This window comes from Tunturibacter gelidoferens (assembly GCF_040358255.1).
GTDB lineage: Bacteria > Acidobacteriota > Terriglobia > Terriglobales > Acidobacteriaceae > Edaphobacter > Edaphobacter gelidiferens.
In genome coordinates, this window is the sequence record NZ_CP132938.1 from 2716813 (window position 1) to 2743446 (window position 26634).

27 protein-coding genes are annotated in these 26634 nt (G+C 58.5%); 16 read left to right on the top strand and 11 right to left on the bottom strand.

Annotation, left to right across the window (positions count from 1 at the left end):
• Window positions 1-11 precede the first annotated feature (11 nt).
• Window positions 12-1460, top strand: a complete 1449-nt coding sequence (glgA, locus tag RBB81_RS12145; protein WP_179582203.1) for a glycogen synthase GlgA — start codon at window positions 12-14, stop codon at window positions 1458-1460.
• Here glgA and RBB81_RS12150 read toward each other — a convergent pair.
• Window positions 1457-2812: an APC family permease gene (locus RBB81_RS12150; protein WP_179582205.1), complete on the bottom strand. Its 1356-nt coding sequence runs from the start codon at window positions 2810-2812 to the stop codon at window positions 1457-1459. The two genes, glgA and RBB81_RS12150, sit on opposite strands and share 4 nt — an antisense overlap.
• A gap of 125 nt (window positions 2813-2937) precedes the next feature.
• Here RBB81_RS12150 and ypfJ point away from each other — a divergent pair, with 125 nt between their 5' ends.
• Window positions 2938-3855, top strand: a complete 918-nt coding sequence (gene ypfJ / locus RBB81_RS12155; RefSeq protein WP_179582207.1) for a KPN_02809 family neutral zinc metallopeptidase — start codon at window positions 2938-2940, stop codon at window positions 3853-3855.
• 2 nt (window positions 3856-3857) lie between these two features.
• On the opposite strand, the gene uvrC is transcribed toward ypfJ, so the two are convergent.
• The gene (uvrC, locus tag RBB81_RS12160) at window positions 3858-5852 is read right to left on the bottom strand and encodes an excinuclease ABC subunit UvrC (RefSeq protein WP_179582209.1); all 1995 of its coding nucleotides are present in this window, start codon (window positions 5850-5852) and stop codon (window positions 3858-3860) included.
• A gap of 266 nt (window positions 5853-6118) precedes the next feature.
• Between uvrC and RBB81_RS12165 the strand changes: the two genes are divergently transcribed.
• A complete protein-coding gene (locus tag RBB81_RS12165) occupies window positions 6119-6880 on the top strand; it encodes an OmpA family protein (protein ID WP_246373498.1) in 762 nt (253 codons plus the stop codon).
• Between the two features lie 121 nt (window positions 6881-7001).
• Here the strand turns inward: RBB81_RS12165 and RBB81_RS12170 are convergent, their stop codons facing one another.
• The gene (locus tag RBB81_RS12170) at window positions 7002-7166 is read right to left on the bottom strand and encodes a DUF3311 domain-containing protein (RefSeq protein ID WP_353073875.1); all 165 of its coding nucleotides are present in this window, start codon (window positions 7164-7166) and stop codon (window positions 7002-7004) included.
• A gap of 213 nt (window positions 7167-7379) precedes the next feature.
• On the opposite strand from RBB81_RS12170, the gene mazG reads away from it, so the two are divergent.
• From mazG to menC, 3 genes are all read left to right on the top strand, one after another.
• Entirely contained in the window at window positions 7380-8156 is a 777-nt protein-coding gene (gene mazG, locus RBB81_RS12175; RefSeq protein ID WP_423248059.1) for a nucleoside triphosphate pyrophosphohydrolase, read from the top strand.
• Window positions 8153-8920 (top strand): GNAT family N-acetyltransferase, encoded by a 768-nt coding sequence (locus RBB81_RS12180; RefSeq protein WP_353073877.1) that lies wholly within the window; start codon window positions 8153-8155, stop codon window positions 8918-8920. Before mazG ends, RBB81_RS12180 begins: the two co-directional genes overlap by 4 nt.
• Window positions 8921-9011: 91 nt before the next feature.
• Window positions 9012-10142, top strand: a complete 1131-nt coding sequence (gene menC / locus RBB81_RS12185) for an o-succinylbenzoate synthase (RefSeq protein ID WP_353073878.1) — start codon at window positions 9012-9014, stop codon at window positions 10140-10142.
• A 6-nt stretch (window positions 10143-10148) separates the two neighbouring features.
• Here the strand turns inward: menC and RBB81_RS12190 are convergent, their stop codons facing one another.
• Entirely contained in the window at window positions 10149-10919 is a 771-nt protein-coding gene (locus RBB81_RS12190) for a hypothetical protein (RefSeq protein ID WP_353070806.1), read from the bottom strand.
• A gap of 351 nt (window positions 10920-11270) precedes the next feature.
• On the opposite strand from RBB81_RS12190, the gene RBB81_RS12195 reads away from it, so the two are divergent.
• Window positions 11271-11693, top strand: coding sequence for a bactofilin family protein (locus RBB81_RS12195; RefSeq protein ID WP_179582219.1), 423 nt, complete (start codon window positions 11271-11273; stop codon window positions 11691-11693).
• Between the two features lie 23 nt (window positions 11694-11716).
• A complete protein-coding gene (locus tag RBB81_RS12200) occupies window positions 11717-12355 on the top strand; it encodes a class I SAM-dependent methyltransferase (RefSeq protein ID WP_246373497.1) in 639 nt (212 codons plus the stop codon).
• A gap of 103 nt (window positions 12356-12458) precedes the next feature.
• Here the strand turns inward: RBB81_RS12200 and RBB81_RS12205 are convergent, their stop codons facing one another.
• The 3 genes from RBB81_RS12205 to RBB81_RS12215 all read right to left on the bottom strand — a co-directional run bounded on the left by RBB81_RS12205 (window position 12459) and on the right by RBB81_RS12215 (window position 15522).
• The gene (locus RBB81_RS12205) at window positions 12459-12719 is read right to left on the bottom strand and encodes a hypothetical protein (protein ID WP_179582221.1); all 261 of its coding nucleotides are present in this window, start codon (window positions 12717-12719) and stop codon (window positions 12459-12461) included.
• A gap of 128 nt (window positions 12720-12847) precedes the next feature.
• Window positions 12848-15247, bottom strand: coding sequence for an APC family permease (locus RBB81_RS12210; protein ID WP_179582223.1), 2400 nt, complete (start codon window positions 15245-15247; stop codon window positions 12848-12850).
• Window positions 15248-15390: 143 nt separating this feature from the next.
• Window positions 15391-15522, bottom strand: coding sequence for a hypothetical protein (locus RBB81_RS12215; protein WP_257025438.1), 132 nt, complete (start codon window positions 15520-15522; stop codon window positions 15391-15393).
• Between the two features lie 75 nt (window positions 15523-15597).
• Here RBB81_RS12215 and lnt point away from each other — a divergent pair, with 75 nt between their 5' ends.
• The 8 genes from lnt to RBB81_RS12255 all read left to right on the top strand — a co-directional run bounded on the left by lnt (window position 15598) and on the right by RBB81_RS12255 (window position 23596).
• Window positions 15598-17256, top strand: a complete 1659-nt coding sequence (lnt, locus tag RBB81_RS12220) for an apolipoprotein N-acyltransferase (RefSeq protein WP_353070807.1) — start codon at window positions 15598-15600, stop codon at window positions 17254-17256.
• Between the two features lie 10 nt (window positions 17257-17266).
• Window positions 17267-18401 (top strand): peptide chain release factor 2 gene (prfB, locus tag RBB81_RS12225; RefSeq protein WP_183788936.1). Its coding sequence is split into 2 segments (ribosomal slippage): window positions 17267-17335 and window positions 17337-18401, totalling 1134 coding nucleotides; the frame shifts between segments, so codons are not numbered across the junction.
• 110 nt (window positions 18402-18511) lie between these two features.
• Window positions 18512-19261 carry a class I SAM-dependent methyltransferase gene (locus tag RBB81_RS12230; protein WP_179582227.1) on the top strand — a complete coding sequence of 250 codons (750 nt, stop codon included), beginning with the start codon at window positions 18512-18514 and terminating at the stop codon, window positions 19259-19261.
• A gap of 50 nt (window positions 19262-19311) precedes the next feature.
• Window positions 19312-19848 (top strand): DinB family protein, encoded by a 537-nt coding sequence (locus RBB81_RS12235; RefSeq protein ID WP_353070808.1) that lies wholly within the window; start codon window positions 19312-19314, stop codon window positions 19846-19848.
• Window positions 19849-19876: 28 nt separating this feature from the next.
• Window positions 19877-20299, top strand: a complete 423-nt coding sequence (locus tag RBB81_RS12240) for a CoA-binding protein (protein WP_353070809.1) — start codon at window positions 19877-19879, stop codon at window positions 20297-20299.
• A 37-nt stretch (window positions 20300-20336) separates the two neighbouring features.
• Window positions 20337-22442, top strand: coding sequence for a protein-disulfide reductase DsbD family protein (locus tag RBB81_RS12245; RefSeq protein ID WP_353070810.1), 2106 nt, complete (start codon window positions 20337-20339; stop codon window positions 22440-22442).
• Entirely contained in the window at window positions 22439-22849 is a 411-nt protein-coding gene (locus RBB81_RS12250) for a YybH family protein (RefSeq protein ID WP_183788928.1), read from the top strand. The genes RBB81_RS12245 and RBB81_RS12250 overlap by 4 nt, the downstream gene beginning before the upstream one ends.
• 135 nt (window positions 22850-22984) lie before the next feature.
• The gene (locus RBB81_RS12255; RefSeq protein WP_183788926.1) at window positions 22985-23596 is read left to right on the top strand and encodes a redoxin domain-containing protein; all 612 of its coding nucleotides are present in this window, start codon (window positions 22985-22987) and stop codon (window positions 23594-23596) included.
• 24 nt (window positions 23597-23620) lie between these two features.
• Here RBB81_RS12255 and RBB81_RS12260 read toward each other — a convergent pair whose 3' ends face one another.
• From RBB81_RS12260 to RBB81_RS12275, 4 genes are all read right to left on the bottom strand, one after another.
• Window positions 23621-24076 carry a VOC family protein gene (locus RBB81_RS12260; protein WP_183788924.1) on the bottom strand — a complete coding sequence of 152 codons (456 nt, stop codon included), beginning with the start codon at window positions 24074-24076 and terminating at the stop codon, window positions 23621-23623.
• 51 nt (window positions 24077-24127) lie between these two features.
• A complete protein-coding gene (locus tag RBB81_RS12265) occupies window positions 24128-25480 on the bottom strand; it encodes a replication-associated recombination protein A (RefSeq protein WP_183788922.1) in 1353 nt (450 codons plus the stop codon).
• Between the two features lie 79 nt (window positions 25481-25559).
• Window positions 25560-25703 carry a hypothetical protein gene (locus RBB81_RS12270; protein ID WP_353070812.1) on the bottom strand — a complete coding sequence of 48 codons (144 nt, stop codon included), beginning with the start codon at window positions 25701-25703 and terminating at the stop codon, window positions 25560-25562.
• 1 nt (window position 25704) lies between these two features.
• Entirely contained in the window at window positions 25705-26499 is a 795-nt protein-coding gene (locus RBB81_RS12275) for a TrmH family RNA methyltransferase (protein WP_353070813.1), read from the bottom strand.
• Window positions 26500-26634 lie beyond the last annotated feature (135 nt).

Here is a 26634-nt window from a genome sequence, read left to right on the forward strand (position 1 = left end):
AGGACGAAGGTATGCATATTGTTTTCGCAGCATCGGAGTGTTCCCCCTGGGCCAAGTTGGGCGGTATGGCAGATGTCGTGAGCGCGCTCCCACGTACACTGGCCAAACTCGGTCATCGCGTCAGTGTCTTTCTGCCCTACTACCGGCAGGTCGCGAAGGCTGTACCGAACCCTCCGGTGGTACTGCCCAGTGTCACGATTCCTTTCCCGTCCTATAACCGCTTCGTGCGTATTCTCGACGGTGGAATCAAGGGCGGAGTCCAGACTTACTTTATCGATTGCGCCGAATTATTCGATCGCGAGAACTTCTATGACACCCCCTCTGGCGATTACCCCGACAACGCGGAACGCTTCGGGCTGCTCTGCCGCGCCGTTATCGAAGCCTCAAAGATGCTCGGCATTCCTGACGTCTTCCACGTTCATGATTGGCAGGCGGCGATGCTCCCGGTCATGCTCGGCTCCATCTACTACTTCGATCCCGTCCTGCGCCACGTTCCATCGGTCTTGACCATCCACAATGCCGGACATCAGGGGGTGTTTCCTCCGCAGACCATCGAAACCCTGCTCCTCCCCTGGGATTTATTCACTGTTGAGAAACTCGCACACTATGACAAAGTCGACTTCCTGAAAGGCGGCGTCTTGTATGCAGATGCCATCACTACGGTCAGCCGTAGGTATGCCGAAGAGCTCCAGACGAGCGAGTTTGGCAACGGGCTTGACGGAGTCTTTCGGCAACGTAGCGGAGATCTCCTCGGAATAACGAACGGCATCGACACCGACGAGTGGAATCCGGCGACCGACTCACACATTGCAGCGCACTACACGGCTGAAAACCTTGCCGGCAAGAAAGAGTGCCGTCGAGATTTGCTTCATGCTTACGGGCTGGAAAATGTCAATGACGACACCGCCATCATCGGAGTCGTCTCCCGCTTCGCCACGCAAAAGGGCTTCGACTTTATCGTCGAGATCATGGATCGTTTGGTGCAGGAGGACATGGTGCTGGTGATCCTGGGCAACGGCGAAGAGTACTACGAACGCCTCCTGGGGGAGATGGCCGACCGCCATCCCGGCAAGGTGCGCGTGCAGGTTAAATTCGACAATGTAATGGCGCACAAGATCGAGGCGGGGGCCGACATCTTCCTGATGCCCTCCCGGTATGAACCCGGCGGTCTAAACCAGCTTTACAGCCTCAAGTACGGTACGATCCCGGTTGTCCGGGCCACTGGCGGTCTTGACGACACGATCGATGAGCAGCCTAACGGCGGCGGTAATGGCTTCAAATTCTGGGGCTACAGTGCGGGGGCACTCTTCGATGCGCTCAAGCGCGCTCTTGAAACCTTCCGGAATAAACAGGAATGGCATCAAATGATGCAGAGAGGTATGGCGCAGGACTTCTCCTGGGATAAGCCGGCGGCCGAATACGTGCGCGTCTATGAGCGGGTTATCGAGAATCGCAGTTAGGCTGTTCGTCTTCGTTGCAGGAGATAGTGCAGCGGAACTCCAAGCAGGATGATCCCGGTTCCAACAAGGGAGTTCCGCGGCTGATCTGCAAACGAAAAGACCAACAGGACCGCGGCCGCGAGGATGAAAAGGGCCGGCAGAACCGGGTATCCCCAGATGCTATACGGACGCGCTATGTGTGGCTCGCGACGGCGAAACACAAAGATCGTACTGGCTGTGAGCATGTAGAACAGCCACTCGCCGAAGATGGCCAGCGAAAAGAGCGCCTGAAACTTTCCAATCGCAAGTAGCAGCAGTGAACTCAGAACGGCCTGAAGGATCAACGCAGTCGACGGCGTTTGAAACCGTGAGTTGACATGCGCAAGCTGCTTGAAAAATAGGCCATCGCGGGCCGCTGCGAACGGAACGCGCGCACCGGAGAGCGAAGATCCCACAAAGGTCGCGCAGATACTGACTGCCATCCCGATCGACACCAGGGTTGCTCCCCACGGTCCGGCGACTAGTCGCATCGCATCGGCTGCAGGTCGATCCGCTGCGGCGATGGTTGCTGCGGGCAATACGTATTGGATGGCAGCGTTGGTCAGCATGTAAAGCGCACCGACGATGGCAACGCCTCCAACCAACGCGAGCGGCATGCTGCGCTGCGGCTTCTGAACCTCGCCCGCCATGGTTACGACATCGCTCCACCCGTCATAGGCCCATAGTGCGGCGACCAACGCAATCATGAACCCAGTAAAACCTCCGCGTGCTCCTGTGAAGTCTGTGCTGAAGTTGTGCCACGAGCCATGTTGGCCTGCGGCTCCAAAGCAGAAACCCGCAATCACGAGAATCAGCAGTCCCTTGAGCCACGTGAGCAGAAGCTGCACGTTGGCAGATCTTCTCGTCCCGATAATGTTGAGTATGGCGATGAGCCACGTCACCATGATGGCAAAGATCTGTCCCCAGAAAAGATGGAGGAAAGCTGGACGCGCAAAGAAGCTGAAGACTGCGAAGGTACCCAACACCCGCGCCAGGCCGGCGGCGATGGTAGCAAGCGAAGCAGGCTTGGCCACCGTAATCTGGGTCCACATGTAGAGGAAGCCGGTCAGATCCCCGTAGGCCTCGCGCAGAAAAGCATATTCGCCGCCGTACCGCGGTCTAGCGGCAGCGATCTCCGCATAGGTCATGGCGCCAAAGAGTGAGAGCAGGCCCCCCACAATCCAGACCACGTAAACCATGCGAGACGAGCCCACCGCAGCCATCATCTCCCGCGGCACCAGAAAAATGCCGCTTCCGATAATGATGCCCACGACGATGGAAGTCGCGTGGGACGCGTTTAGAACGCGAGGTAGTTCGGACTTGCTGTTTGGCATCGGTTTCCGGAGAGTAGCACACCCCATCCGCCTAAACTCGCAAAATCTGTGAGAAAGCCTGACTCAAACAAGACGGAATAAAACATCTTACTTATAAGATGGAGACGCACCTACTGGAGTGAACTATGGACTGGACACCTGGCGGCGGACTCAGCGGCGACATTGAAGACAGACGTGGTTCTTCCGGAGGCGGTGGTGGAGGCTTTGGTGGCGGTGGGATTGGGATCGTCGGCTTTTTGATCCTGCTTGTCGTCAGCCTGGTCACGGGCCGCAACTATATCGGCAGCTATCTCTCCGGCCATAGCGCGTCGCCATCCTACACGCAACAGAGTGCGCCTTCCGCAGCCAACCGCCCGCCGACAACTGAATCGCCTCAGGAGAAGAGAGCGGCGCAGCTCGTCTCCTGGACGTTGGATGATGTGCAGAACACCTGGACGAAGCTTCTCCCCACGCAAACAGGCAAAAACTACCAGCGCTCGACGCTCGTGCTCTTTCGCGGTCGTACTTACTCAGGCTGTGGCACCGCTCAGTCGCAGAGCGGACCTTTCTACTGTCCAGCGGACGAGAAGGTTTACATCGACCTTAGTTTTTGGGATGAGCTGAGACGCCTTGGGGGCAGCAACGCTGACTTTGCCCAGGCCTACGTCGTCGCTCACGAGTTAGGCCACCATGTGCAGGACCTTCTCGGGATCGAAGGGAAGGTGCGGCAGCTATCAGGTCAAAATCCTTCGGAGAGGAATCGCCTCTCTGTCGATCTTGAACTGCAGGCAGACTGTTTCGCAGGCGTGTGGGCCCACAGCACGGCGCAACGCAACATCGTTCACGACTCCGATATCACCGCTGGTCTGCAAGCCGCGGCCGCAGTTGGCGACGACCATATTCAACGCCTGGAGCGAGGCACGGTGAGCCCGGAGAGCTTCACCCACGGATCGTCGGCGCAACGCGTCGGCTGGTTCAAACGAGGATTCCAGCAGGGAACGATCGCAGCCTGCAATACCTTCAAATTCGGTGGTGCAGTACCGCCGACCGACAGCGCCGAATAACGTCACGACGCTTCGTTCAATACGGGCAACACCGCATTGCCAGACGCCTCCGCGGCAAAGTAGTTGCGAATTCGCTCAGCAGTTGCGGTATTCACTACTGCAGTGAGCGCGTCCGGACCAGCCTGCTTGATCCCACGCACGCTGCCGAAGTGTTCGATCAATCGTTGACGAGTTCTCGGCCCAACACCGGGTATCGACAACAACTCACTATCCCGGTCGCGCATCTGGCGCCGCTTGCGATGATAGGTCACGGCGAATCGATGGCTTTCGTCGCGAATCTTCTGCATCAGGTGCAGCACGGGAGACCGGCGATCCAGCACGACCGGTTCATTCTCCTGTCCGTACACGTAAATAATCTCCTCTTTTTTCGCGATTGATGCCAAGGGCTGCAACGTGACCCCGATCTCCTCGAGCGCCGAATAGGCTGCGTTCAACTGCCCTAATCCTCCATCGATCAGGATCAGGGAAGGGAACGGCTTCTTATCTTCCTGTAACCGTTTGTAGCGACGCTGAATGACCTCGCGCATGCTCGCGAAATCGTCGACGCCCGTAACCGTCTTCACCTGAAACTTCCGGTAGTCGGACTTCTTCATCGCGCCATCCTCCCACACCACCATGGAAGCCACCGTCTCGGCGCCTTGAATGTGCGAGATGTCGAAGCACTCGATCCTGCGCGGCAGTTCCTCGAGCGTGAGCGCATCCTGCAGCGCCTCTTGGATCGCCTTCATCCCAGGTTGCAACACGCGGAATCGCTGATCATACGATTGCTTCGCATTCTGACAGACAAGATCGACGAGGGAGCGTTTTTCACCACGCTGCGGTGCAAGAATCTCAATACGTTTGCCTGTCCGCTCCGTCAGAGCCTCAGCCAATAGCGCTCGGTCAGGAAACTCGACGGGCACGAGAATCGATCGCGGTACATAACTCTGATCGAGATAAATCTGTTTCAGAAGCGCAGAGAAAAATACTCCAGGACTGAAAGTGCCTCCCAGCTCCGATACCGCGGCATGCTGCACGATGGCGATACCCTCGCCGATCTCAGGTGCCGGCGCAGCAGGGTCAGGCTCCATGCGAGGCAGCGCCTCCAGTTCCTCGACCTCGGCGACAGCCTCCGTCGCAGCATCCAGCAAGGACTCCGGCAGATCCTCCCAGAAGAAGTCGCGGCGATCCACGATCTTTCCGTTGCGCATGTGAAAAAGATTCACCGCCAACATCTCGTTCTCGTAGTGATAACCGAATACGTCCGCGTCCTCATTATCGGCGCTCGCCATGCGCTGTTTGTCCTGCATCTGGTGTACGGTAACGATCTGATCTCGCAGTCGAGCAGCCATCTCAAACTGCTCTGCCTCCGCCGCCGCTTCCATCCGCTTTGTCAGCGACAGCTCGAGCTCGTTGGGCCTTCCCTCCAGAAAGAGCTGCACGTCACGAATGGTCTGTCGATAGGCCTCGGGCGTCGTCAGCCCTTCGAGACATGGCCCCAGGCAGCGCTTGATGTAGTACTGCAGGCACGCCCGCGGATGATATCGCGACAGGTCAACCTTGCAGCTGGGAATCAAAAAGCTCCGATGAATCAGATCAACCAGTCGATAAGCCAGATTGCCCGGGAAATAAGGACCGTAGTAGGCCCCTCCATCCTTGCGCAACCTACGCGTCACAAAGACCTTCGGGTAACGATCGTTCATCGTCAGCTTGATGTAGGGGTAGGTCTTGTCATCGCGCAGCAGAATGTTGAAGCGGGGCTTCTTCTGCTTGATGAGATTGTTTTCCAGCGCCAGCGCCTCGTGCTCATTGGCAACCGTGATGTACTCCACATCGACGGCCTCGCGCATCAGGGTGCCCGTCTTGGCGTTAGCCTGAGACGCCTCCAGGAAATACGAGCGCACCCGTGCACGAAGGTTTTTCGCCTTACCGACGTAGATGACCTCCCCTTCGGCATTTTTGTAGAGATAGCAGCCTGGCTGAGTGGGGAGAGTGCGAATTTTCTGATGAAGATCCATGCCTGAGTGTCAGAGCCTGCATCTGAAGTGTAGACGCAGTCCATTAGGGCTGCTGTGTGCAGTTGTTTGCTCAGTAGATTTGACGCGGCAGACGATCAAAAGTTCCCGCCCGACAACAAACACTCCACTCGGCTATTCGCTCTAACTGCTGTAAGTATTTGAGAGGAGTGTAGTTAATTGTGCCAACGTTTTGGCACTCTGATTGCATCTTACCAACTGCTGTGGATGGACTGTTGCAGCACTTACTACCAGGAGAGTGAAAGAGAATGAGCTCCAATACATATAGGGACATGAAAAGAAAATCTGCCTGCACCGCCGCTTTAGCCAGTGCTCTAGCCCTCACGTTTACGGTAGGTTGCTCCACCAAAAACTACGTCCGCTCCCAGACCACCCCCATCATCCAACAAACCAACGACCTGGACACCAAGACCGCCGCTGATCACCGCAATATTGTCGACACGGACGAGCGCGCCAAGACCGGAATCGCCGGCGCACAGTCTGCAGCGAACACAGCCGACCAGCACGCCCTTGCAGCAGGCCAATCTGCAGATGCTGCGAATCAATCCGCGAAGGAAGCGTATAACCGGGTCGACAGTCTCAGTGGCGTCGTAGCCAACCTGGACAACTACAAGCAGATCTCCGACGTGAGCGTTACCTTTGCGTTCGATAAGTACGTTCTCACCGCCGCTGATAAAAAGCAGCTCGATGACCTGGCGGCAAACCTCACCAGTACTCGCGGTTACATCCTTGAGGTGACCGGCGGGACAGACTCAGTCGGCGATGCGGCCTATAACTACCAGCTTAGCCAGCATCGTGCGGATGCCGTCGTCAACTATCTATCGTCGAAGTACAACATCCCGCCTCATAAGTTCTACTTGATTGGCATCGGGAAGGACCAGCAGGTCGCAAGTGACAGCACAGCAGCAGGTCGCGCAAAGAATCGTCGTGTCGACATCAAGCTGATGACGAACATGAACAACGACCAGCCGAGTACTGCTTCCTCCGCGAAACCAAACGGCCAGATGTAGTCAGTTCGCTAAACTCGAGTCAATGCAACCAGCCTGAAACGCGCCGATGTTCCTGTCGGCGCGTTCATCTTTAACCCCGACCCCATGGTGGAAAAGCACCAAGAGTGCCCGACTCCAGAGACTACGTTTTGAGTTTGCGATAGACGATAGCCAAAAGCACAGAGGCCAGGATGACCCACGCAAACTGATACCAATAGAAAAACGGAAAGCCCCAGAGCGCCGGTGTTGAACGCGCATAGACGATCGGGAAACACAGTCCAAGATAAGGCAGTAGGAGCAGTAGCACCCAGCGGCTCCTGCGTTGCCTCGGTTTAAAGTTCGCTTCCTGCTCTGGCACCATATGGTGCAAAGGATAATGCATTTACCTCGAGGCCGGAAACCATGTCGTCGACTAGTTCATCGGGTAAAGTTGAAATATATGTCCGAGTCTAGCCCGGAGAGTCTCCCGCAAGATGTCGCTTCACCTACAGCGGACCCAATCGCTGAGGCCGTAGCGATCATGGCACGTCTGCGCGCACCCGATGGTTGCCCCTGGGATCGCGAGCAGACCTTCGACTCCATCAAGCGACATACGCTTGAGGAGACCTACGAGGTCTTCGATGCTATCGAGCGCCACGCGTGGCCCGACCTTAAGGATGAGCTCGGCGATCTCCTCCTCCAGGTGCTCTTCTACGCTCAGATGGCCTCCGAGGCGGGCTACTTCACGATCCAGGATGTAGCTGAAAATCTGAACACGAAGTTGATTCGCCGCCATCCGCACATCTTTGCCGACGCTGAGGCGACTGATTCCAACGCCGTTCTGCGCAACTGGGAAAAGATCAAACAGACTGAAAAGAAGGGATCTGCATCCACGCAAACCTCCATGCTCGACGATATCCCTCGCTCGATGCCGGCCGTTATGGAAGCGGGCAAACTCGGCTCCCGCGCCGCAAAAGTAGGATTTGACTGGCCCAACCCGGACGGACTCTTCGACAAGCTGCACGAGGAGATCGGCGAACTCAAGGCCGAGTTGGATCCCGCCTTAGCCGCAAGCTCCATGACCGCAATCGAAGCAGAGCTGGGAGACATTCTCTTCACGGTCGTCAACCTCGCCCGACACCTCAGGGTCGACCCCGAATCTGCCCTGCGTGCTACGAATGCAAAGTTTCGCCGCCGCTTCGCCGCAATGGAGTCTGCTGCAGGCAATAGCGCTGCGCTGGCGGCTTCCACCCCGGAGCAGCTCGAAATACTATGGAACCAAGCTAAGAACGCCTCTACCGAACCGACAAGGTCATGAACGCCAGTCCTCAGACAGCTATCCACATCCAATCCCTTACCAGCCTCGAACACTTTGAGCGCTGCGTCGTCCTCCAGCTCGAAGTCTGGGGCTACAGTGACGGCGATGTGATCCCCCGGCGGGTCTTCGTAGTTGCACAGCGCATCGGCGGGCAGGTGCTGGGAGCTTTCGCTGGCGATACCCTCGTCGGATTCGCTATGTCCCTCCCTGGCTACCGCGAAGGCAAGTCTTATCTCCACTCCCACATGCTCGCCGTCCTCCCGCAGTATCGCAACGCGGGCATCGGCCGCCGGCTCAAGCTCGCCCAGCGCGACGAGGCCATCGCCCGCGGCTTCGACCTGATGGAGTGGACCTTCGATCCTCTGGAGATCAGGAACTCTCATCTGAACATCAGCCGGCTCGGCGCTATCGTTCGACGCTACCAGGCCGACTTTTACGGGCCTTCCTCCTCCCCGTTGCAGGGTGGCCTCCCGACCGATAGGCTATACGCGGAGTGGTGGCTGCGCTCCCGGCACGTAACCGATCTGCTAAAAGGCGAGCCTCAGTCCCAGCCGATTCTTGAACGCATCACGGTCCCGCACACCATCTACCAATGGAAGCAGGACCCTCAGCAACGAGGCCTCGCCAGAACCCTCCAGAGCAACAACCGGACGGCCCTCGAATCGGCGTTTCAACGCGGATTGGCCGTCGTCGGGTACGAACGGGATACACAGGGCAACGGCAGCTTCCTCCTCGGTCCCTGGAATAACACCTCGGAGATCTGACATATCAGCACACCGATTCGCAGTACAATTTCACTGAGCCACGCCCACCAGACCCGCCGCGATCCAGCAATTCGGAAAGACAGGACTGCACATGCTCAACATCGATGCGATTCACCTCCGAGAGATCAACCTGCCCTTAGCTCATCCCTTCGAGACCAGCTTCGGCATCACCACCAGCCGCCGTATCCTCCTGATCGAACTGGAATCCGAAGGCCTCACCGCGTGGGGAGAGTGCGTCGCCGGTGAACACCCCTACTTCAGCGACGAGACCATCGACACAGCCTGGATCATCACCGAGTCTGAGCTTGCCCCGCGTCTGCTCGAAGCTGATGTGGAACGCGGCGGGGACTGCCCGAACATCTTCAGGCAAGTCCGCGGCCATCGCATGGCCAAGGCCGCGCTCGAAAACGCAGTATGGGACCTCGAAGCGCAGGCTAGGCGCGTCTCCCTGGCTGAACTCCTTGGCGGGACACGCGGCGTCATCCCCTGCGGAGTCTCGATTGGCATTCAACCCTCGCCCGACCATCTGATGGACAAAATCGCCACCGAACTCGCGGCAGGCTACCAGCGCATCAAGCTGAAATGCAAGCCAGGCTGGGACGTCAATATCTTCGAAGCCGTCCGCGACCGGTGGCCCGACATCACCCTCAGTTGCGATGCCAACTCCGCCTACCGCATGAAGGACCTTGAAAATATCGTCGACTGGGACCGCTTCAACCTGCTCATGATCGAGCAGCCCCTCTGGTACGACGACTTCTACTTCCACTCCATGCTGCAGAAGCGCCTGGAAACCGCAATCTGCCTCGATGAATCCATCCGCAACCGACGCGACGCTCTCGCTGCGATCGACATGGAGTCCTGCCGCATCATCAACATCAAAGTCGGCCGTGTCGGTGGTTTCAGCGAGGCCGTCGCCGTTCACAACGCGGCAGAGGAACGCGGGATCCCCGTCTGGTGTGGCGGCATGCTGGAGACTGGTATTGGTCGATCCCACAACATCGCCCTCGCATCCCTGCCCAACTTCTCTCTTCCCGGCGACGTCTCCGCCTCCAGCCGCTATTGGGCACAGGACATCATCGAGCCACAGGTCACCGTCAGTGCCAAGGGCGAGATCGCGGTACCAACCACGATTGGCAGAGGCTTCGAAGTACAGCGCGACCGCGTCGAGTCCCTCACTGTGCGCCGACAAACACTCCACGCCAAGGCTCGTGTAACAGCGTGATTCGCCCTACCGGTCCGGCAAAGGCGTATTCAGCATCATGCGAATGGCGTCCTGGTAGCTCATCGGCCCAAGCTTTTGGAAGTCGCTGGCCGTGGACTCGGTATGCACGTTTACCGTCTTCAACATCAGCGCTCTCACGCTCAGCTTCATCGAAAAGTAAGTGAAGATCCATCTGTTCTCACTAATATTGGTCTGATCCAGCACCAGTTTGCCTCCGGGATAGATATGCGCCAGCATGCCCCAGCCGAAGTTCACCCCACGCGAGATCGTCCCCTCCATGCGAACCAGATAATGCGACTTGGCATCGATCCAGACTCTTCCCTCGAGCCCCGTCAGTGCCTCGGCTTCGGTATTTGGCGGATTGAACTTCGGGTTCGGCTTGTAGTCGATTACGATCTCCCGCGCGCCGCCGTTTTTGCCGGACTGCGGCTGCCCCGGGGTGTAGGTATAAATCGCCGCATCTGGCATCAAAGGCACTAACTTGTCCGCCATCTTCCGCTCCGAGTCGCTATTCCGAATATGCCTGAAGTAGGCTGACGGCGACGCGATCATGTCGTTCAGCCGTTGCCGCTCGCTTTTATCCTGCTCCTCAGTCAGCGGTTTTCCCTCCCTCATAATCAGACGCGCCACAGTCCCGTCTTTACTTTCAACGACGTCGCGAACAACGTCGCCCTTCTCGCTGAGTGTGTGGGTGCGATACCGCAGGTACGAGTCGTTGTGGTGAAGCGCTATTAGTTCATTCTTCGACGCGTCGACTACCCACGAACGGGGTGGCACCGTTAGCAGGGCCGCCTCATCTACATCTTTCGTCGTAGCGACACTCTGTGCGCTTGTTACCCCCCCAGCTATGGTCAACAGCAATAGGACAGATCCAACGACGGTCCGCTTCCGCGACCTCCCGTGCCCTGAAACTGCCATGAATCGGGGCTTGCTGACTGAAGCCCCCCTACATGCGTCCACGGTAGTTCTTCCCAATCCACACCTCTCGTCTCTCCATTCTATGGTTCTCTCCTATGACTCACGAGGCCCGACAAAGGATGCGCGGTTTGCCTCACGGCATCAGCTTGGGTATAGTTCGGGCAAGGTGCATGTGAAGCAGGCAGGACCTCAAGGGAGAACAAATCGATTATGAAACCAGCAGAGGGTTCCACCGTCATCGGTAAGTCGGTCGTCATCCGCGGAGAACTCTCCGGCGATGAAGACCTCTACATCGACGGAGACATTGAAGGGACCATCACTCTCAAAGAGAGCGGTTTGACCATAGGACCCAACGCTCGGGTACGGGCCGACATCAGCGTCCGCGATGTCACCGTCTTCGGTCATCTTACCGGCAACGTTCAAGCGACGGGTCGCGTCGACCTGCGCCAGTCAGCAATCGTAAACGGAGATATCCTTGCCGGCAGGCTCTGCATTGAAGAGAGCGCGATCTTGAAGGGAAGCGTCGAACTCAAAGCAAACTCTGAAGGGAAGCCGAAGTCCTCAACTCCAGTTGCGACGCACTCCGCCCCAGTCGAGTCGGGCGCTCCTCTGTTCTCTCAACCACAGGCCTAGGACCAGAAAGGGAAGCGGGCTCAATGCGCAGCCTTTTCGGCGGTAGCGATAGTACAAGTACTCAACGAAGTGGCGACACCGGTCGTATTCCGCGTCACTCCAGCGGGTGGAAAGAGCTGTTGAAGCATCTCCAGACGCAGGAATCACTGCGCATCCTCGACATCGGACCAACGTCGTCCACCAACATCAACTACATCACCAGCCTCGGCCACAGCATCTATATGGCGAGCGTTGTAGACGAAGCCTCCAAACCGGAGTGGCTTACTCCCGGCGAAGAGGGGCAGGAACCTAAGTTTGATGTGGATCGTTTTCTCGAGAGCAATCTCAATTTTTCCGGTCGCGTGTTCGACGTCGTCATCTTTTGGGACACGGCGGACTATCTGCCCGAACCCCTGATAGGGCCTGTACTATCCCGTATCCACAAGGTGCTGCAACCGGGAGGCCTTATGCTTGCTTTCTTTCACCAGACAAGCAGTCCCGAGACCTTCTTCTGTCGATATCATCTGACCGATACCGATGTAGTTGAGATGCAGCGTGCAGGAAACTATCCATTGCTTAACATCTTCAACAATCGCAAGATCGAAAACCTGCTCAGCGAGTTTAGTAATTTCCGATTTTTCCTCGCAAAAGACAGTCTTCGCGAGGTCATTATCACCCGGTAATAAGATAAGCCTGAATCTTCGCGCGGAATCGCACGCGTCTAAAGAAAATAAGGCGCCTCGACTAGAGGCGCCTTATTTCTTTAGCGGAAATTCCAGAAAAACTCTATCCCTTCGCACTCTGTTTGCGGCGGTCTGCCCAGCGCTTCTTCATCGCATCGGCGATTCGTTTACGGCCCTCAGGGCTCAATTTGCGTTTGCGAGGGGCGGTTGCTGCTGGCGTTGCGGCAGCGGCGTTCTTACTGCCTTTGGGACGGCCAGGGCCCGTTCGCTTTGCTGTTGCCGTCGTCCCCCCCAGTAGCGCGCGCGCCTGCTGAAGCTTCACGATCTGTGCATCAATCTCGGCAATAATACGGCTAACTTCCACGTGTTACCTCCAGTGGCATCACTAGGTCGAGTTACTCGAGGGTGTATCTGCTTCGACTAATTCTTCTTGCCACCTAATGACGATACAGAAGTAACTAACGTGATGCAAACAAGAAGTAACTCATCCGACTATTTCGTTTTAGCCGCAGTCACTTTAAGGTCTTCGGCTCTATGTCCTGTTTTGGGAGCGCGGATCGCATATCCCGGTCCGGCTTCATCCAACTCTTCGTGCCGCGAGCCCCCCAAACCACGACGATGATGCGACTCATCAATGCACCGTTGCAGATCTTCCAGGGTTCCTTGTTTGTCTCGTGCAAACTCAGTCGCCATGCGGGTCAGGGCATATGCGAGTATGTCGCTGTGGTGGAGGTCCTGCATATCGGGCGCGCGACGAATGTTGAGCCACAAACGGTGTACAAGCTGCACTTCGTGCGGTTCGATAGTAGGTGCATGCGGACCTATGTGGAAGCTGAGTGACTCGCCATCCGGTTTCACAACGTAAAAAGTAAATTGCCGCTTCGGCTCAGGGAGAGCCTCCCACGCCTGGCCAACATGGTAGGCCTGCTCCTCTGCAGTAAGCTTGGTCGATAGTCCGGAGACGACAGCCGCTGCATCAAGAGAGTTAGCTGTCTGCACCAACGCTGAAAAGATATCTCCAGCTGGAACTACCAGCAGCGAAATATGCTTTCCGAAGCTCTCAGCGACAGACACTGCCTTCGTAAACAGCATCTGCTCATGTTCGCTGAATAACTGCTCCGACGCGTCGACATACTCCGGTCCGCCTGCGCCCATCATTCGAGCAGCCAGCACCACCAGATCCTGATCGTCCGTATTGGTATGAGTCAAAGCCCACTTCAACGCAAACGGCGCGGCCGAGTCTCGCATCGTCACCACGACTGCGCCCGGACGAATCTCCAATGCTTCACGTCCCACATTATCCTGATGCTCCAGCTGAAAGTGTTCTCTCATCTGGAGTGTAGTTAGATCGTGACGCCTCTTGTTATCTCTCTCCGAGAGCGAAAAAATTACGAAGAAGGCTGCCGCAAAAATAACTCCACTTACCGTAGCTACCGATTTCGTAAATAAATTGACGATTGCAGTCGTAAGCAGTACCAGGAAGACAGAAAGTAGTCCGAGAGGAATTTCTGTCTTCCCGATCCGGATATTCAGCGGCACCTTCCAGCCACGTTCGCCCTTATACTTCCACCGCAGCACCAGCATCGCCAGCGCATTGAAGGTGAAGCTCCAGATCACGCCAAACGCATAAGCCTCACCCAGCATGATGACGTTGCCCCGAGTTACAACAATCGTGAACAACTGCAGCCCAGCAACCAGATTCACGATGCGATAGCTGGTTCCATATTTGCGCTGCGGCTTACGAAACCAGTCGGAGAGTACTCCATCCTCGGCCACCCGCATCAGTACGCCGGTCGAACCGACGATTGCGGTATTAACAGCGCCGCCAAGAATCAAAAACCCTACGATCACCACGAAGACACGGAAACCAATCCGAACCGCTAGCGGCCCCACCATGAACATTGCCATTCCGGCGATCAAATTGTCACGATAAACCGGCACCCGCACCGCATCTGGAATCAGCATCACAGCCAGCAACGTGCCGATGCCCGTAAAGATGAAGCTGTAGATCGCAATCACGATCGCTGCCCGTTTCAGATTCTTCAGCTTCGGATGTTCAATCTCACGATTTACCTGCGCCAGCGATTCTTCGCCGCTCATCGCCAACACCGAGTGTCCAAACGCCATCAACACTCCGAAGAGCCCCAGGGACCGCATGAATCCTGTGTGCTTCAAAAATCCCAGAGCATCTTTGCTGAAGTGGAGATTGTCCGGAGTAGGCCAGGGCGGAAGGTGCGCCCCCACATGGATCGCCGAGAAAACTCCCCAGCTAAGTAGAATCACAACCATCACGGTCGTGATCTTCATCACCTTCAGAGCCTTATCGCTTGACTCCTCGATCCCCTTGGTGTTCTGCCACCAGAAGTAGATGGTGATAAGTCCCGCAATCACAGCCGAAGTCCCATCCACCGGCAACTGTCGAGCCGAGCCGCTCGAATGCAGCACCAAACTGCTAGCCCAATGATGCGCCGCACACAGCCGCAACAACTCATTCAGCAGACCGACAATGTACTGCCCAGCTGAAACGCCCGAGATCGGTCCCGTCAAAATGTAATCGAACATCAACGCGGACACGCTTAGCTTCGCAAACGTTCCCCCCAACGCCTCCTTCACGATCCGGTAGACTCCGCCGCGCGTGAACATGCTGCAGCTCTCGACATACACGGCGCGCACCGCAAAGCTGAACAGCATCACACCCAGGATGAACCACGGCGCAGCCTTACCCACCGCTTCTTCGGCGATGCCACCCGCATAGAACGCGGAAGACCCCAGATCGTTCAGCACAATCGCCGCAGCTCGCCAGAAAGAAATAAAGGTGAGCATCACCGACGACGCCACGACCAGGCGGACGCGGTTCGATTGCGGCTTATTGATCGTTTGTTTAGATCCCATTATGGTTTGCTGTTTGATAACGCGAACAGCCAGCGATACTGAATAACTTCAGCATGTTCGACGGCCACTCCCCCAACCTAAGTGGAACACTGCCAACACCCACCGGCAAGAGCAGAGTGTGATCCTGCTTCCGCCGTTGACAGCTATTCTTCATCCCCCAGCAACTCCTTCAAGTCTTCTGCAAAACTCACCACGATCACAACTGCGGAACCCGCCATCCCGATAAAAAAGAGAGGGACAACAATCTTTGCAACGAGATGAATGACGAAATCCATGCGCATCCCATTGTATCTCTCAACCAGCTGGAAACTAACTGGAAATTGCTATGTCAATGTTAGACTTCAGACGCGATGCGACTTATCCCCCCGCGACTTTGGGCCATGGCCGTACTCTCCGGCATTCTCCAGGTTTTACCCTTTCCCATCGCGGGGCCCGTGCCTCTCTGGCGAACCACCTTTTGCTGGGTCGCACTCCTTCCCCTCATCTGGGCGATGCTCGCTAACGACAAGAACGCCAACCCACTTACCTTCCGTCAGGGAGCAGCCCTCGGTTATCTCAGCGGCTTTATCTGGTATCTGGGCAACTGCTACTGGATCTACCAGACCATGTATCTCTATGGCGGCCTCGCCAAACCCATCGCCGCAGGCATTCTCGTCCTATTCTGTCTCTACCTCGGTCTCTATCACGCCCTCTTCGGAGCTCTCCTCGCCGCATTCCGAAGTCGCTTCGGCCGTCAATCCGCTCTGATCTTCGTCCCCTTCGCCTGGGTCGCTGTCGAACTCGCTCGTGCCCGCATCACCGGTCTGCCATGGGACCTTCTCGGCATCGCTCAGGTCGACAACCCCATGCTGACCCGCCTCGCTCCCATTACAGGAGCCTACGGTCTCTCCTTCATCATCGCCGCTGTCAACGCTCTCTGGCTCATTCGTATCCGCCTCCGCGAGCGCCGCTACACGCGTCCCGCGCTCACCGTCGCGGGCGTCATCATCGTTGTCGTCTATATCCTCGGCCTTCGTCTCATCGCCAACCCAAAGCCGTCGCCCACCACCGCAACCGCAACGCTCGTCCAGGAGAATCTCGAGGTTGGAGCCGCGAACACCGGTCCGCAACCTACAACCCAGCAGTTCCTCGACTCCTTCTCCTACCTCAGCCGCCATCCCTCAAGAACGTTTCTCCTCGGCACCCCCGAGCTCCGCGACACCCAGACCCTCTACCTCGTCCGACCTCGCGACGAAGAAGAATCCGAAGCCAACCCTCCCATCGCGACCAATCTCATCGTCTGGCCCGAATCCCCAGCACCTTTTGAAGACATAGACCCACAGTTCCGCAACGCGATGTCCGCCCTGGCCCTCTCCGCACAAGCGCCCGTTATCGTCGGCAACACCGGCTTCGAGCCCAGCCCCACCAATCGATCCGGCTACACCCCATACAACCGCGCCTCTTTCATCAATCCCGACGGCACCTTCGACGGCCACTACGACAAGATGCATCTGGTCCCCTTCGGCGAATACGTCCCGTTCAAAGACCTCTTCTTCTTCGCAAAAAATCTTCTCAACGAAGTAGGCACCTTCTCCCCCGGCGCGCAGCGCACCGTGTTCTCCACCGGAGGCCACACCTATGGCGTCTTCATCTGTTACGAGTCCATCTTCGGCGACGAGATCCGCCAGCTCTCCCAGCAGGGCGCCGACGTCCTCATCAACATCTCCAACGACGGCTGGTACGGCGACACCAGCGCCGCATGGCAGCACCTCAACATGGTCCGCATGCGCGCCATAGAAAACCACCGCTGGATCCTCCGCGCCACCAATACCGGCGTCACCGCAGCCATCAACCCCCTCGGTCACGTCACCGCCGCTCTCCCACGCCACCAGCGCTCCAGCCTGCGCGTCCACTTCGGCTACGAGCACGACCTCACCTTCTACGCAGCCCACGGCGATCTCTTCGCCTACGCCTGCGCCTTCCTCACCACGCTCGGCCTCGTCTTTAGCCTGAAGTCGAAATTCACGTAAACTAGAACTCATGCTTAGCGATCTCGAATACTCCTACTCCCCGGTCCGCGACAAAGTGCGCGATCTGCGGGAGTATCTTTGACTCGGCCCGACTCCGCCGCGAACTCTCCGTTATTGAAGAAAAGATAGCCGACCCCACGGTCTGGGCCGACGCCTCCCGCTCGCAGCCCCTCATGCGCGAACGCAAACGCCTCGAAACCCTCCTCGCCGACGACGCCGAACTCGCTCGCCGCTCCGACGACATCGAGGCCTACTTCGAACTCGCTAAAGAAGGCGAGAACACCGAGCCCGACCTCGTCCGCGAGATTCCGTCTTTAGTCGAATTCTCCGAAAAGCTCGAATCCAAGACCATGCTCTCCGGCGAGACCGATCCGCTCAACGCCATCGTCACCGTGCATCCCGGCGCTGGTGGTACCGAGAGCCAGGATTGGGCCGAGATGCTCATGCGCATGTACATCCGCTGGGGCGAGCGCCAGAACTTCAAAGTCGAGATCAACGAGATCCAGGACGGCGACGAGGCCGGCATCAAATCCGCCACCTTCACCATCACCGGCGACTTCGCGTTCGGCCTCCTCTCCGGCGAAACCGGCGTCCATCGCCTCGTCCGCATCTCTCCCTTTGACTCCGCCAAGCGCCGCCACACCAGCTTCGCCAGCGTCTTCGTCTCGCCCGAAATCGACGACACCATCGTCATCGACATCAAGACCGAAGACCTCCGCATCGACACCTACCGCTCTGGCGGAAAGGGCGGTCAACACGTCAACACCACCGACTCCGCGGTCCGCATTACCCACATCCCCACCGGCCTCGTCACCGGCTGTCAGAACGAGCGCTCCCAGCACAAGAACAAAGAGCGCGCCATGAAGATGATGCGCTCCAAGCTCTACGAGTACGAGCTCGACAAGAAAAAAGCCACGGCCCGCAAACTCGAAGACTCCAAACTCGACATCAAGTTCGGCTCGCAGATCCGCAGCTACGTCCTGCAGCCCTACCGCATGGCAAAGGACCTTCGCACCCGAGTCGAAGTAGGCGATGTCGACAAGGTCCTCGACGGCGACCTCGAGCCCTTCATCCGCGGCTATCTGCGCATGCGCCGCGAGGGCAACTTCCCGGCCGAGTCCGCCGAGGACGACGACGTCGCATGACATCTGTCATCCGCCGGTGTGACAAGCGCCACTACTGCAGAAGCTAAGGACAAGGGATACTGATTCCAGCTGATGTCCAGCATCGAGAAGACGTCGCTTTGGAGAAGGCGTTGTCCAACTCACCAGCAACGAAACCTGACTACGGTGTAGACGCACCCGCCGTCATGCGCAACTTCTTCCTCATCGGCGGAGCCTGCCTGCTCCTTGCAATCTTCTCTCCTCACATCCTTCACCTCGGTCCCGTCGATCTGAACGCTCGCAGCTTTTACTGGCCTGCAGGGTTCCTCATCGCAGAGGGTTTTCTCTTCCTTCTCTACGTCAAGGTCGGAAAATTTCGTCACCGCGACTTCATGCTCAGCCTGCATCCGTGGCGTGGCGACGAGCAAGTCCTTGATGTAGGCTGCGGACGAGGCCTCCTTCTTGCCGGGGCAGCCAAACGGATCTCCGCGCTCTCAGGCACTGGCCACGCCACCGGCATCGATGTCTGGTCCAATATAGACATGGGCGGCAACTCCTCCGCAGCCACGCAACATAATCTCGACCTCGAAGATATCTCTCGATACTGCACACTCCTCAGCCAACCAGCACAGACGATGTCTTTCCCAGACGCCACCTTTGACGTCGTCCTCTCCAACCTCTGCATCCACAACATCTACGACCAGCCAACCCGCCGCCAGGCGCTTCAACAAATCGTCCGCGTCTTGAAACCCGGCGGCATTGCGCTCCTCTCCGACTACAAACTCACCGGCGAATACGCTTCGGAATTAGCTAACGCTGGCCTTATCGTCGAAAAGAAACGGGGCAGTCTGATCACCACCTTCCCGCCGCTCACCGTGGTGATGGCCCGCAAACCGATGTAACTCTGCCGCCTCCGCCGCATCCAACAATGGGACATCGGAGGTAAGACTCAGTGAGCATATCCAAACCGAGCACAGCTAAGACCAGCGACAAGAAGAAAACACCAGACGAACAAGTGCCTCTGCGCAAACAGTTGATATCTCTTCTCCACGGCGGTCAGGCGCACGCTACCTTCGACGAAGTCATCAACGATTTTCCCGCCAACCTCCGCGGCACCGTTCCCGCCAACCTTCCCTACTCCGCGTGGCAGATCCTCGAGCATCTCCGCATCACTCAGCGCGACATACTCAACTTCTCCGCTCCTCCAACCGGCGGCTATCACGGCATGAAGTGGCCAGAAGAGTACTGGCCCAAGTCCCCGCAGCCACCCGCCACCAACTCTTGGGACCAGTGCATCGCAGCAATCCGCTCCGACGCTGAACACTTCCACTCGCTGATCGAAAACCCCAACTCCGACCTCTACAAGCCCTTCCGCTGGGGCGATGGCCAGAATCTACTCCGCGAGGCTCTCCTCGTCGCCGACCACAACGCCTATCACCTCGGCGAACTGCTCGTCATCCGCCGCCTTTTAGGCGCATGGCCCAAATAGACTCTGACGCAGAGGCCCTCAAAACAAAATGAACGAACCAGAGATCATCCGCAGCATGCTCGGCGTGACCGCCAAAGAAAATCCGCGCACCATCGCAGTCATCGGCCTCTCGGAAGACCCTTCCAAACCCAGCCACTATGTCTCCGCCTACATGCAGCAGCATGGCTACAAGCTCTACCCAATCAATCCCTCCATCACGGAGGTTCTCGGCGAGCAGTCCTACGCGTCACTCTCCGACCTTCCCATCAAACCCGACATCGTCGATGTCTTCCGCCTGCCAAAGTTCATCCCCGCCATCGTCGACGAGATGATTCAGCTCGGTCTCCCGAACCTCTGGGTCCAGCAGGGAATCATCAACCTCGAAGCCGCCAACCGCGCCGAAGCTGCAGGAATTCAAGTCGTCATGGATCGCTGCATCATGGTCGAACACCGCTACCTGGCACCCAGATGACAACACCCCACGTCGATACCCCTACAATTGGAACTGAATGACTAACGTACGCAAACTATCCGCACTTCTAGCCCTCGCCTGCGCCCTCCTCCTCCAGACACCCGCGCACGCCCAGCTCCAGGTCGTCGGCGACGGCGGCCCCGGCCCCGTCAAAGCCCAGCATCTCACCGCGGAACTCGTCTCTCTCTCTCCCAGCATCGCCCCCGGCGGCACCGTCCAGGTTGGCCTCGTCCTCACCCTCGAAGAGCACTGGCACGTCTACTGGATCAACGCGGGCGACTCCGGCGAGCCACCCAAAATCACCTGGACCCTCCCCGAAGGCATCACCGCTGGCCCCATGCTCTTTCCCATCCCCAGCCGACTTCCGCTGGGCCCCCTCATGGACTTCGGCTACGAAGACGAGGTCGCCTTCCCCGTCCAACTCACCGCTGCCGACTCCCTCAAGCCCGGCCCCTTCCACCTCGACGCCAAGGTCAACTGGCTCGTCTGCCGCGAGGTCTGCATCCCCGGAAAAGCCCACCTCGGCCTCAACCTCAACGTTGTCCCCGGAGCCGCTCCAGCACAGCCTGTCGGCGCCGTAGGCGAGGCCCTCACCCTCATCCCCAAGCCCCTACCCGCCGACGCGAAGCTCACCATCACTGGCGGAAAGACCGACTTCGCCTTTAACCTCGTCACCGGTGGCCGCGAGACTAACGCCGAGTTCTACCCCGCCGATCAGGATCAGATCGCCAACGCCGCGCCCCAACAGATCGAGCCCACCTCCGACGGCGTTCGCCTCTTCGTTCGCCGCTCCGACGATCTCAAGACTCTCCCCGCCCAGCTCCACGGTGTCCTCAAGCTCTCCGACACCGAAGCCTACGACGTCACCGCCCCCGTCACCTCCGGCGAAGTCGCCCCCATCCCAGGCAGCAAACTCCCCGGAGCACCCGCCACCAGCAGCGTCACCACACTTAGCGCCATCGGCCTGGCCTTTATAGGCGGCATCATCCTCAACCTCATGCCCTGCGTCTTCCCGGTCCTCTTCCTCAAAGGCCTCGCCCTCGTGCAGTCTTCCGGAGAAGAGCGCGACCGCCTGCGCAGTCACGGCATCGTTTACACCCTCGGCATTCTCGTCTCCTTCTGGATCATCGTCGCTGCCCTGCTCATTCTCCGCGCCACCGGCAGTCAGGCCGGATGGGGCTTCCAGCTTCAATCCCCAACCTTCATCGCAGTCCTCGCCGCGGGCCTGTTCTTCTTCGCCCTCTCGCTCGCCGGACAGTTCGACCTCGGCCTCTCCCTCACCAGCGTAGGCGGCGGCCTCGCACAGAAGCAGGGCTACACCGGCAGCTTCTTCACCGGAGTCCTTGCGACCATCGTCGCCACACCCTGCACCGCGCCCCTCATGGGAGCCGCCATCGGCTTCGCCCTCGCCCAACCCGCCGGAGTCACCTTCGCCGTCTTCACTGCTCTCGGCCTGGGCCTGGCCACACCCTACCTCCTCCTCAGCTTCCAACCCGCATGGACCCGCATCCTCCCTCGCCCCGGCGCTTGGATGGAGATCCTCAAGCAGCTCACCGCCGTCCCCCTCTTTGGCACAGCCATCTGGCTCGCCTGGGTCTACGGCAACCTCCACAGCGGCAACAGCCAAGGCGTCGATAACCTCGCCCGGCTCCTCTGGTGCTTCCTCGCTCTCGCTATCGCAGGCTGGGCGCTCGGCAAATGGCCCGCAAGCTGGAAGAGCGCCATCGCGGCCCTCCTCATCGCCGCCCTCGGCCTGGCCATCCCTCTCTATCAACCGAAGGACACCACCCTTGTCTGGGCCCCCTACTCGCAACAAGCACTCGATCAAGCCCGCGCAGCCGGCCATCCCGTCTTCATCGACTTCACCGCCGCCTGGTGTCTCAGCTGTCAGGTCAACGAGCGCGCCGTACTCAAATCCGCCGACGTCCAGCGCCAGTTCAGCAAAAATAACGTCACCCTCCTCAAAGCCGACTGGACCCAGTACGACCCCGAGATCACCAAGCAACTCGCCTCGGTCAATCGCAGCGGCGTTCCCACCTACGTTATCTATCCCGCGATGAAGAACTCCTCCGCCGACGTACTCCCCGAACTACTCACGAAAGACATCGTCCTCACCGCCCTCGAAAAGGACGTGAAGCCATGACCTCCCAGCCCGCCGAATCCACACAATCTGACGAACAAAAGATCCGCGCCCTCATCAACGCCTGGGGCGAAGCCTCCGAAGCCGGAGACCTCACCGCCCAGATGCAACTGATGACCGAAGACGTAGTCTTCCTCACCTCCGGCAGCGCCCCCATGCGCCGCAAGCAATTCGCTGAAGCCTTCTCCGCCATGGTCGCAATCGCGCACCTCACCTGCCGCTCCAACGTGCAGGAGATCACCATCAGCGGCGACCTCGCTCTCTGCTGGAATCTCCTCGAGGTCTCCTTCACTCCCGTCGAAGGCGGCGAAACTCGCAAACACGCTGGAAACGTCCTCACCGCACTCCGCCGCGGCCCCGATGGCCAGTGGCGCATCTGGCGCGACGCCAACCTCCTAACCCTCGCCTGATCACCGCGTCCCCTCAGTCGAGCGAATCCAACACATCTTCCATACTCCGGCGTCTAAACACTCAAGGCCTGGCAAATCTCGTATCACTGTTTTGCTGGCCTCGATATAGCCATCCGCAGTCGTGGAGGTGCTTCCTTGCACAACAAGCCCCAACTCACACTGATCTTCGCCCTCATCCTCCTCATCGGCCTTCCCGTATTTGCCGTAGTTCCTGGAAATCCAGCCCCCGACTTCAAAGGCACCGACTCCAACGGCGCCCAGCACACACTCTCCGAATACCGCGGCAAGTTCGTCGTGCTCGAATGGGCCAACCAGGGCTGTCCCTACGACCGCAAACACTACCTCAGCGGCAGCATGGAGTCGCAGCAGCGCGACTGGACCGCTAAGGGCGTCGTCTGGCTCTCCGTCATCTCCTCCGCCCCCGGCCAGCAGGGCTACGTCACCCCCGCGCAGGAGAACACCTACCTCAAGACCATGCACGCCGCACCCACCGCCGCCATCCTCGATCCCGACGGCGCCATCGGCCGCCTCTACGAAGCCAAGACCACCCCGCACATCTTCGTCATCGACCCCACCGGCAAGCTCATCTATCAGGGAGCCATCGACGACAAGCCAACCACAGATCAGGAAGACCTCAAAGGCGCACGCAACTACCTCAACGAAACCTTAACCGCCGCCTTGGCCGGCAAACCATTGCAGGTCGAGAGCACCCGCCCCTACGGCTGCTCCATCAAATACGCCCACTAATATTATCTTCTGATGAAACCGCCGCTAGATCTTGAACCACACCCGCGCGGCCTCTTTCAACTGCTCCTCACTCAACGAGATCTTCGTCTGACCCACGGACCACTTGTGCCCAAACGGGTCGGTGAACTGGCCATAACGGTCGCCCCAGAACTGATCGGCCAGCGGCATCGTCACGGTTACACCCCCCGCAACCGCTCGCTCCCAGAAGCTATCCACACCGGCCATCTGCAGATGAATCGTCACCGGGGACCCGCCCAGCGCCTCTGGCGTCGACGCCTTGCCTCCCCTCATCTCGGGGAAATCATCCGAAAGCATGATGCTTCCATCGCTGATCACAAGATGGGCATGCGTAATTTTGGTCGACTCCGGCATGTGATGCCGCACGATCTCCATCGCCCCCAGGGCACTCTTGTAAAAATCGATCGCTGCCGCGGCGTCGCGAACAACCAGATAGGGGATAAGCGAAGGGTAGGATTCCAAGCGAGCACCTCAAGAGAGTGAATGATCCGGGAACCGAGCCAACTTATCACGTTACGGCTCCCGCTTTCGTCCCCTGTTCCGTGAAATGATCCGTGAAATCTCTTCCATCCGCTGCGCCAGCAGCTTCTCCCGTCCTTCATTCGTCGGATGATAGTAGCGCCGCCCCGCAAGTCCCGCCGGCAGACACTCCATATCAGCCACGCGACCATCTACATCATGCGCGTACTGATAGTCCTTGCCGTAGTCGAGCGACTTCATCAACTTCGTCGGAGCATTCCGCAGATGCAGCGGCACCGGCTCCGCAGCCGTAGCTTCAATATCCGCCTTCACCGCTCCATAAGCCGTATAAACCGCATTCGACTTAGGTGCCAGCGCCAGATAAACCACCGCCTGCGCCAACGCCAGCTCCCCCTCCGGATGCCCCAGAAAGTGCATCGCATCCCGCGCGCTCAAACAAAGATTCAACGCCTCCGGAGCCGCCAACCCAATATCCTCCACCGCCATCCGCACAATCCGCCGCGCGCAGTACATCGGATCTTCCCCAGCCTCCAGCATCCGACCCAGCCAGTACATCGCCGCATCCGGGTCCGAGTTCCTTACACTCTTATGCAGGGCCGAGATAATGTCATAGTGCTGCTCGCCCTTCTTGTCGTACAGCAACACCCTGCGCTGCAGCGCCTCCGCGGCAAGCGTCTTCGTGATCAGCTTTTCTCCGCGTCCCTCCGCAAGCTTTGCCGCCACATCCAGCGCATTCAATCCATTCCGCGCATCCCCACTGGAATAAGAAGCAATCGTAGCCAGCGCTTCTTCATCCGCCTCAACGCCACTCGCTCCCAGCCCACGCTCAACATCCACCAACGCCCGCTGCAGCAGCCCAACCACCTGCTCCTCCGTCAACGCGACCAGCGTATAAACCCTGCACCGCGACAGCAGCGCCGCATTAATCTCAAACGAAGGATTCTCCGTCGTAGCCCCGATCAACCGGATCGTCCCCCGCTCCACATAAGGCAGAAATGCATCCTGCTGCGCCTTGTTGAAACGATGAATCTCATCCACAAACAGAATCGTCCGCGAGCCGAAGCTCGCCGCCTTCTCCGCCTCCACCATCACGTTCTTAATCTCTTTGATCCCACTCAACACCGCAGAGAACTCAATAAAGCTGGCCTGCGTCATCTGCGCAATAATCTTCGCCAGCGTAGTCTTCCCCGTGCCCGGAGGCCCCCAGAAGATCATCGACGTAGGATCATCCCCTTCAATCGCCAACCGCAGCGGCTTGCCTGGCCCCAACAGATGCTCCTGCCCGACATACTCCGCAAGCGTCCGCGGCCGCATCCTCTCCGCCAACGGCGCTTGCCGCCCACGCGCAGCCGGAGTGGCCATCGGACTAGCATCAAACAAACTCATTCCTCTCCCTCACTCCCTGCCGCTACGATCTTTTCCCAAATCTCAACAACTAGTCGTCATCTCAACCACAGCAAAATCGTTATGCTGGCCACAGCAAAATCGCCGTCTTCTCAACCTCAGCAAAATCGTCGTCATCTCGACCGGAGGCGGCGTACTTTGCCGCCGCAGTGGAGAGACCCCCCGCATTTTGTCTTTGATGCACCTGCGCCGCAATACCGGACACATCAAACACCCCTCTGTCGACTTGCCTCATACAACAACAGGCTACCCGCCACCGCAGCATTCAAGCTCTCCACCGGCCCGGGGCAGGGAATCGTTACCCGCCCATCGCACATCTCCAACCACTCCGCCGCCAACCCACTCCCTTCATTCCCGATCATCACCGCGCAATCCACCGCAAAATCCATCTCCCGCGCCGCAACCACGCCAAAATCCTCCACCCCCACAGCAGCAATCAACCGAACCCCACGTCCCTTCAACTCCGCAACCTCCGCAGCAGTCACCCCAACCACCGGCACACGAAACACACTCCCCACGCTGGCCCGCAGCGCCTTCTGATTCCACGCACTCACTGTCCCCGGCGTCGTCAACACCCCACTCGCCCCAAACGCCTCCGCCGACCGCACCAGAGTCCCCAGATTCCCCGGATCCTGCACTCCCGCCGCAATCAAAATCAAAGCGGCCCCCGAGCCTTCAAACAAATCCGCCAAAGTCCTCACAGGCGGCACCATCAAAGCCGCCACCCCCTGCGGCGACTGAGTCTCCACCACACTCCCAAACACCTCGTCCGTCAGCCGCAGCACCTCAACCCCACGCGGTACAATCCCCGGCACCGTCCGCCGCTCACTCACAAACACCGTCTTCAGCACCATCCCGCTCCGCAGAGCTTCTTCCAGCAGATGATCACCTTCAATCGCGACCATCCCGCCACTCAACCGCGCATGGCCCTGAAACGCCGCCCGCAGCTGCTTCACCCGCGCATTCGCCCTGCTCGAAACCACCAACTCCGGAGTCTGCATCTCCCCAAATCTTACGCCGACCCTCTTCTCCGTCCGCTCCGCTGTCATTGAGCCGACAGAGGCGGTATGCTAAGGTGCGAGACTGCGGCATCGCAGCAGAACCCGGCCCCAGCGGACGGACTTACCGGCACAGGA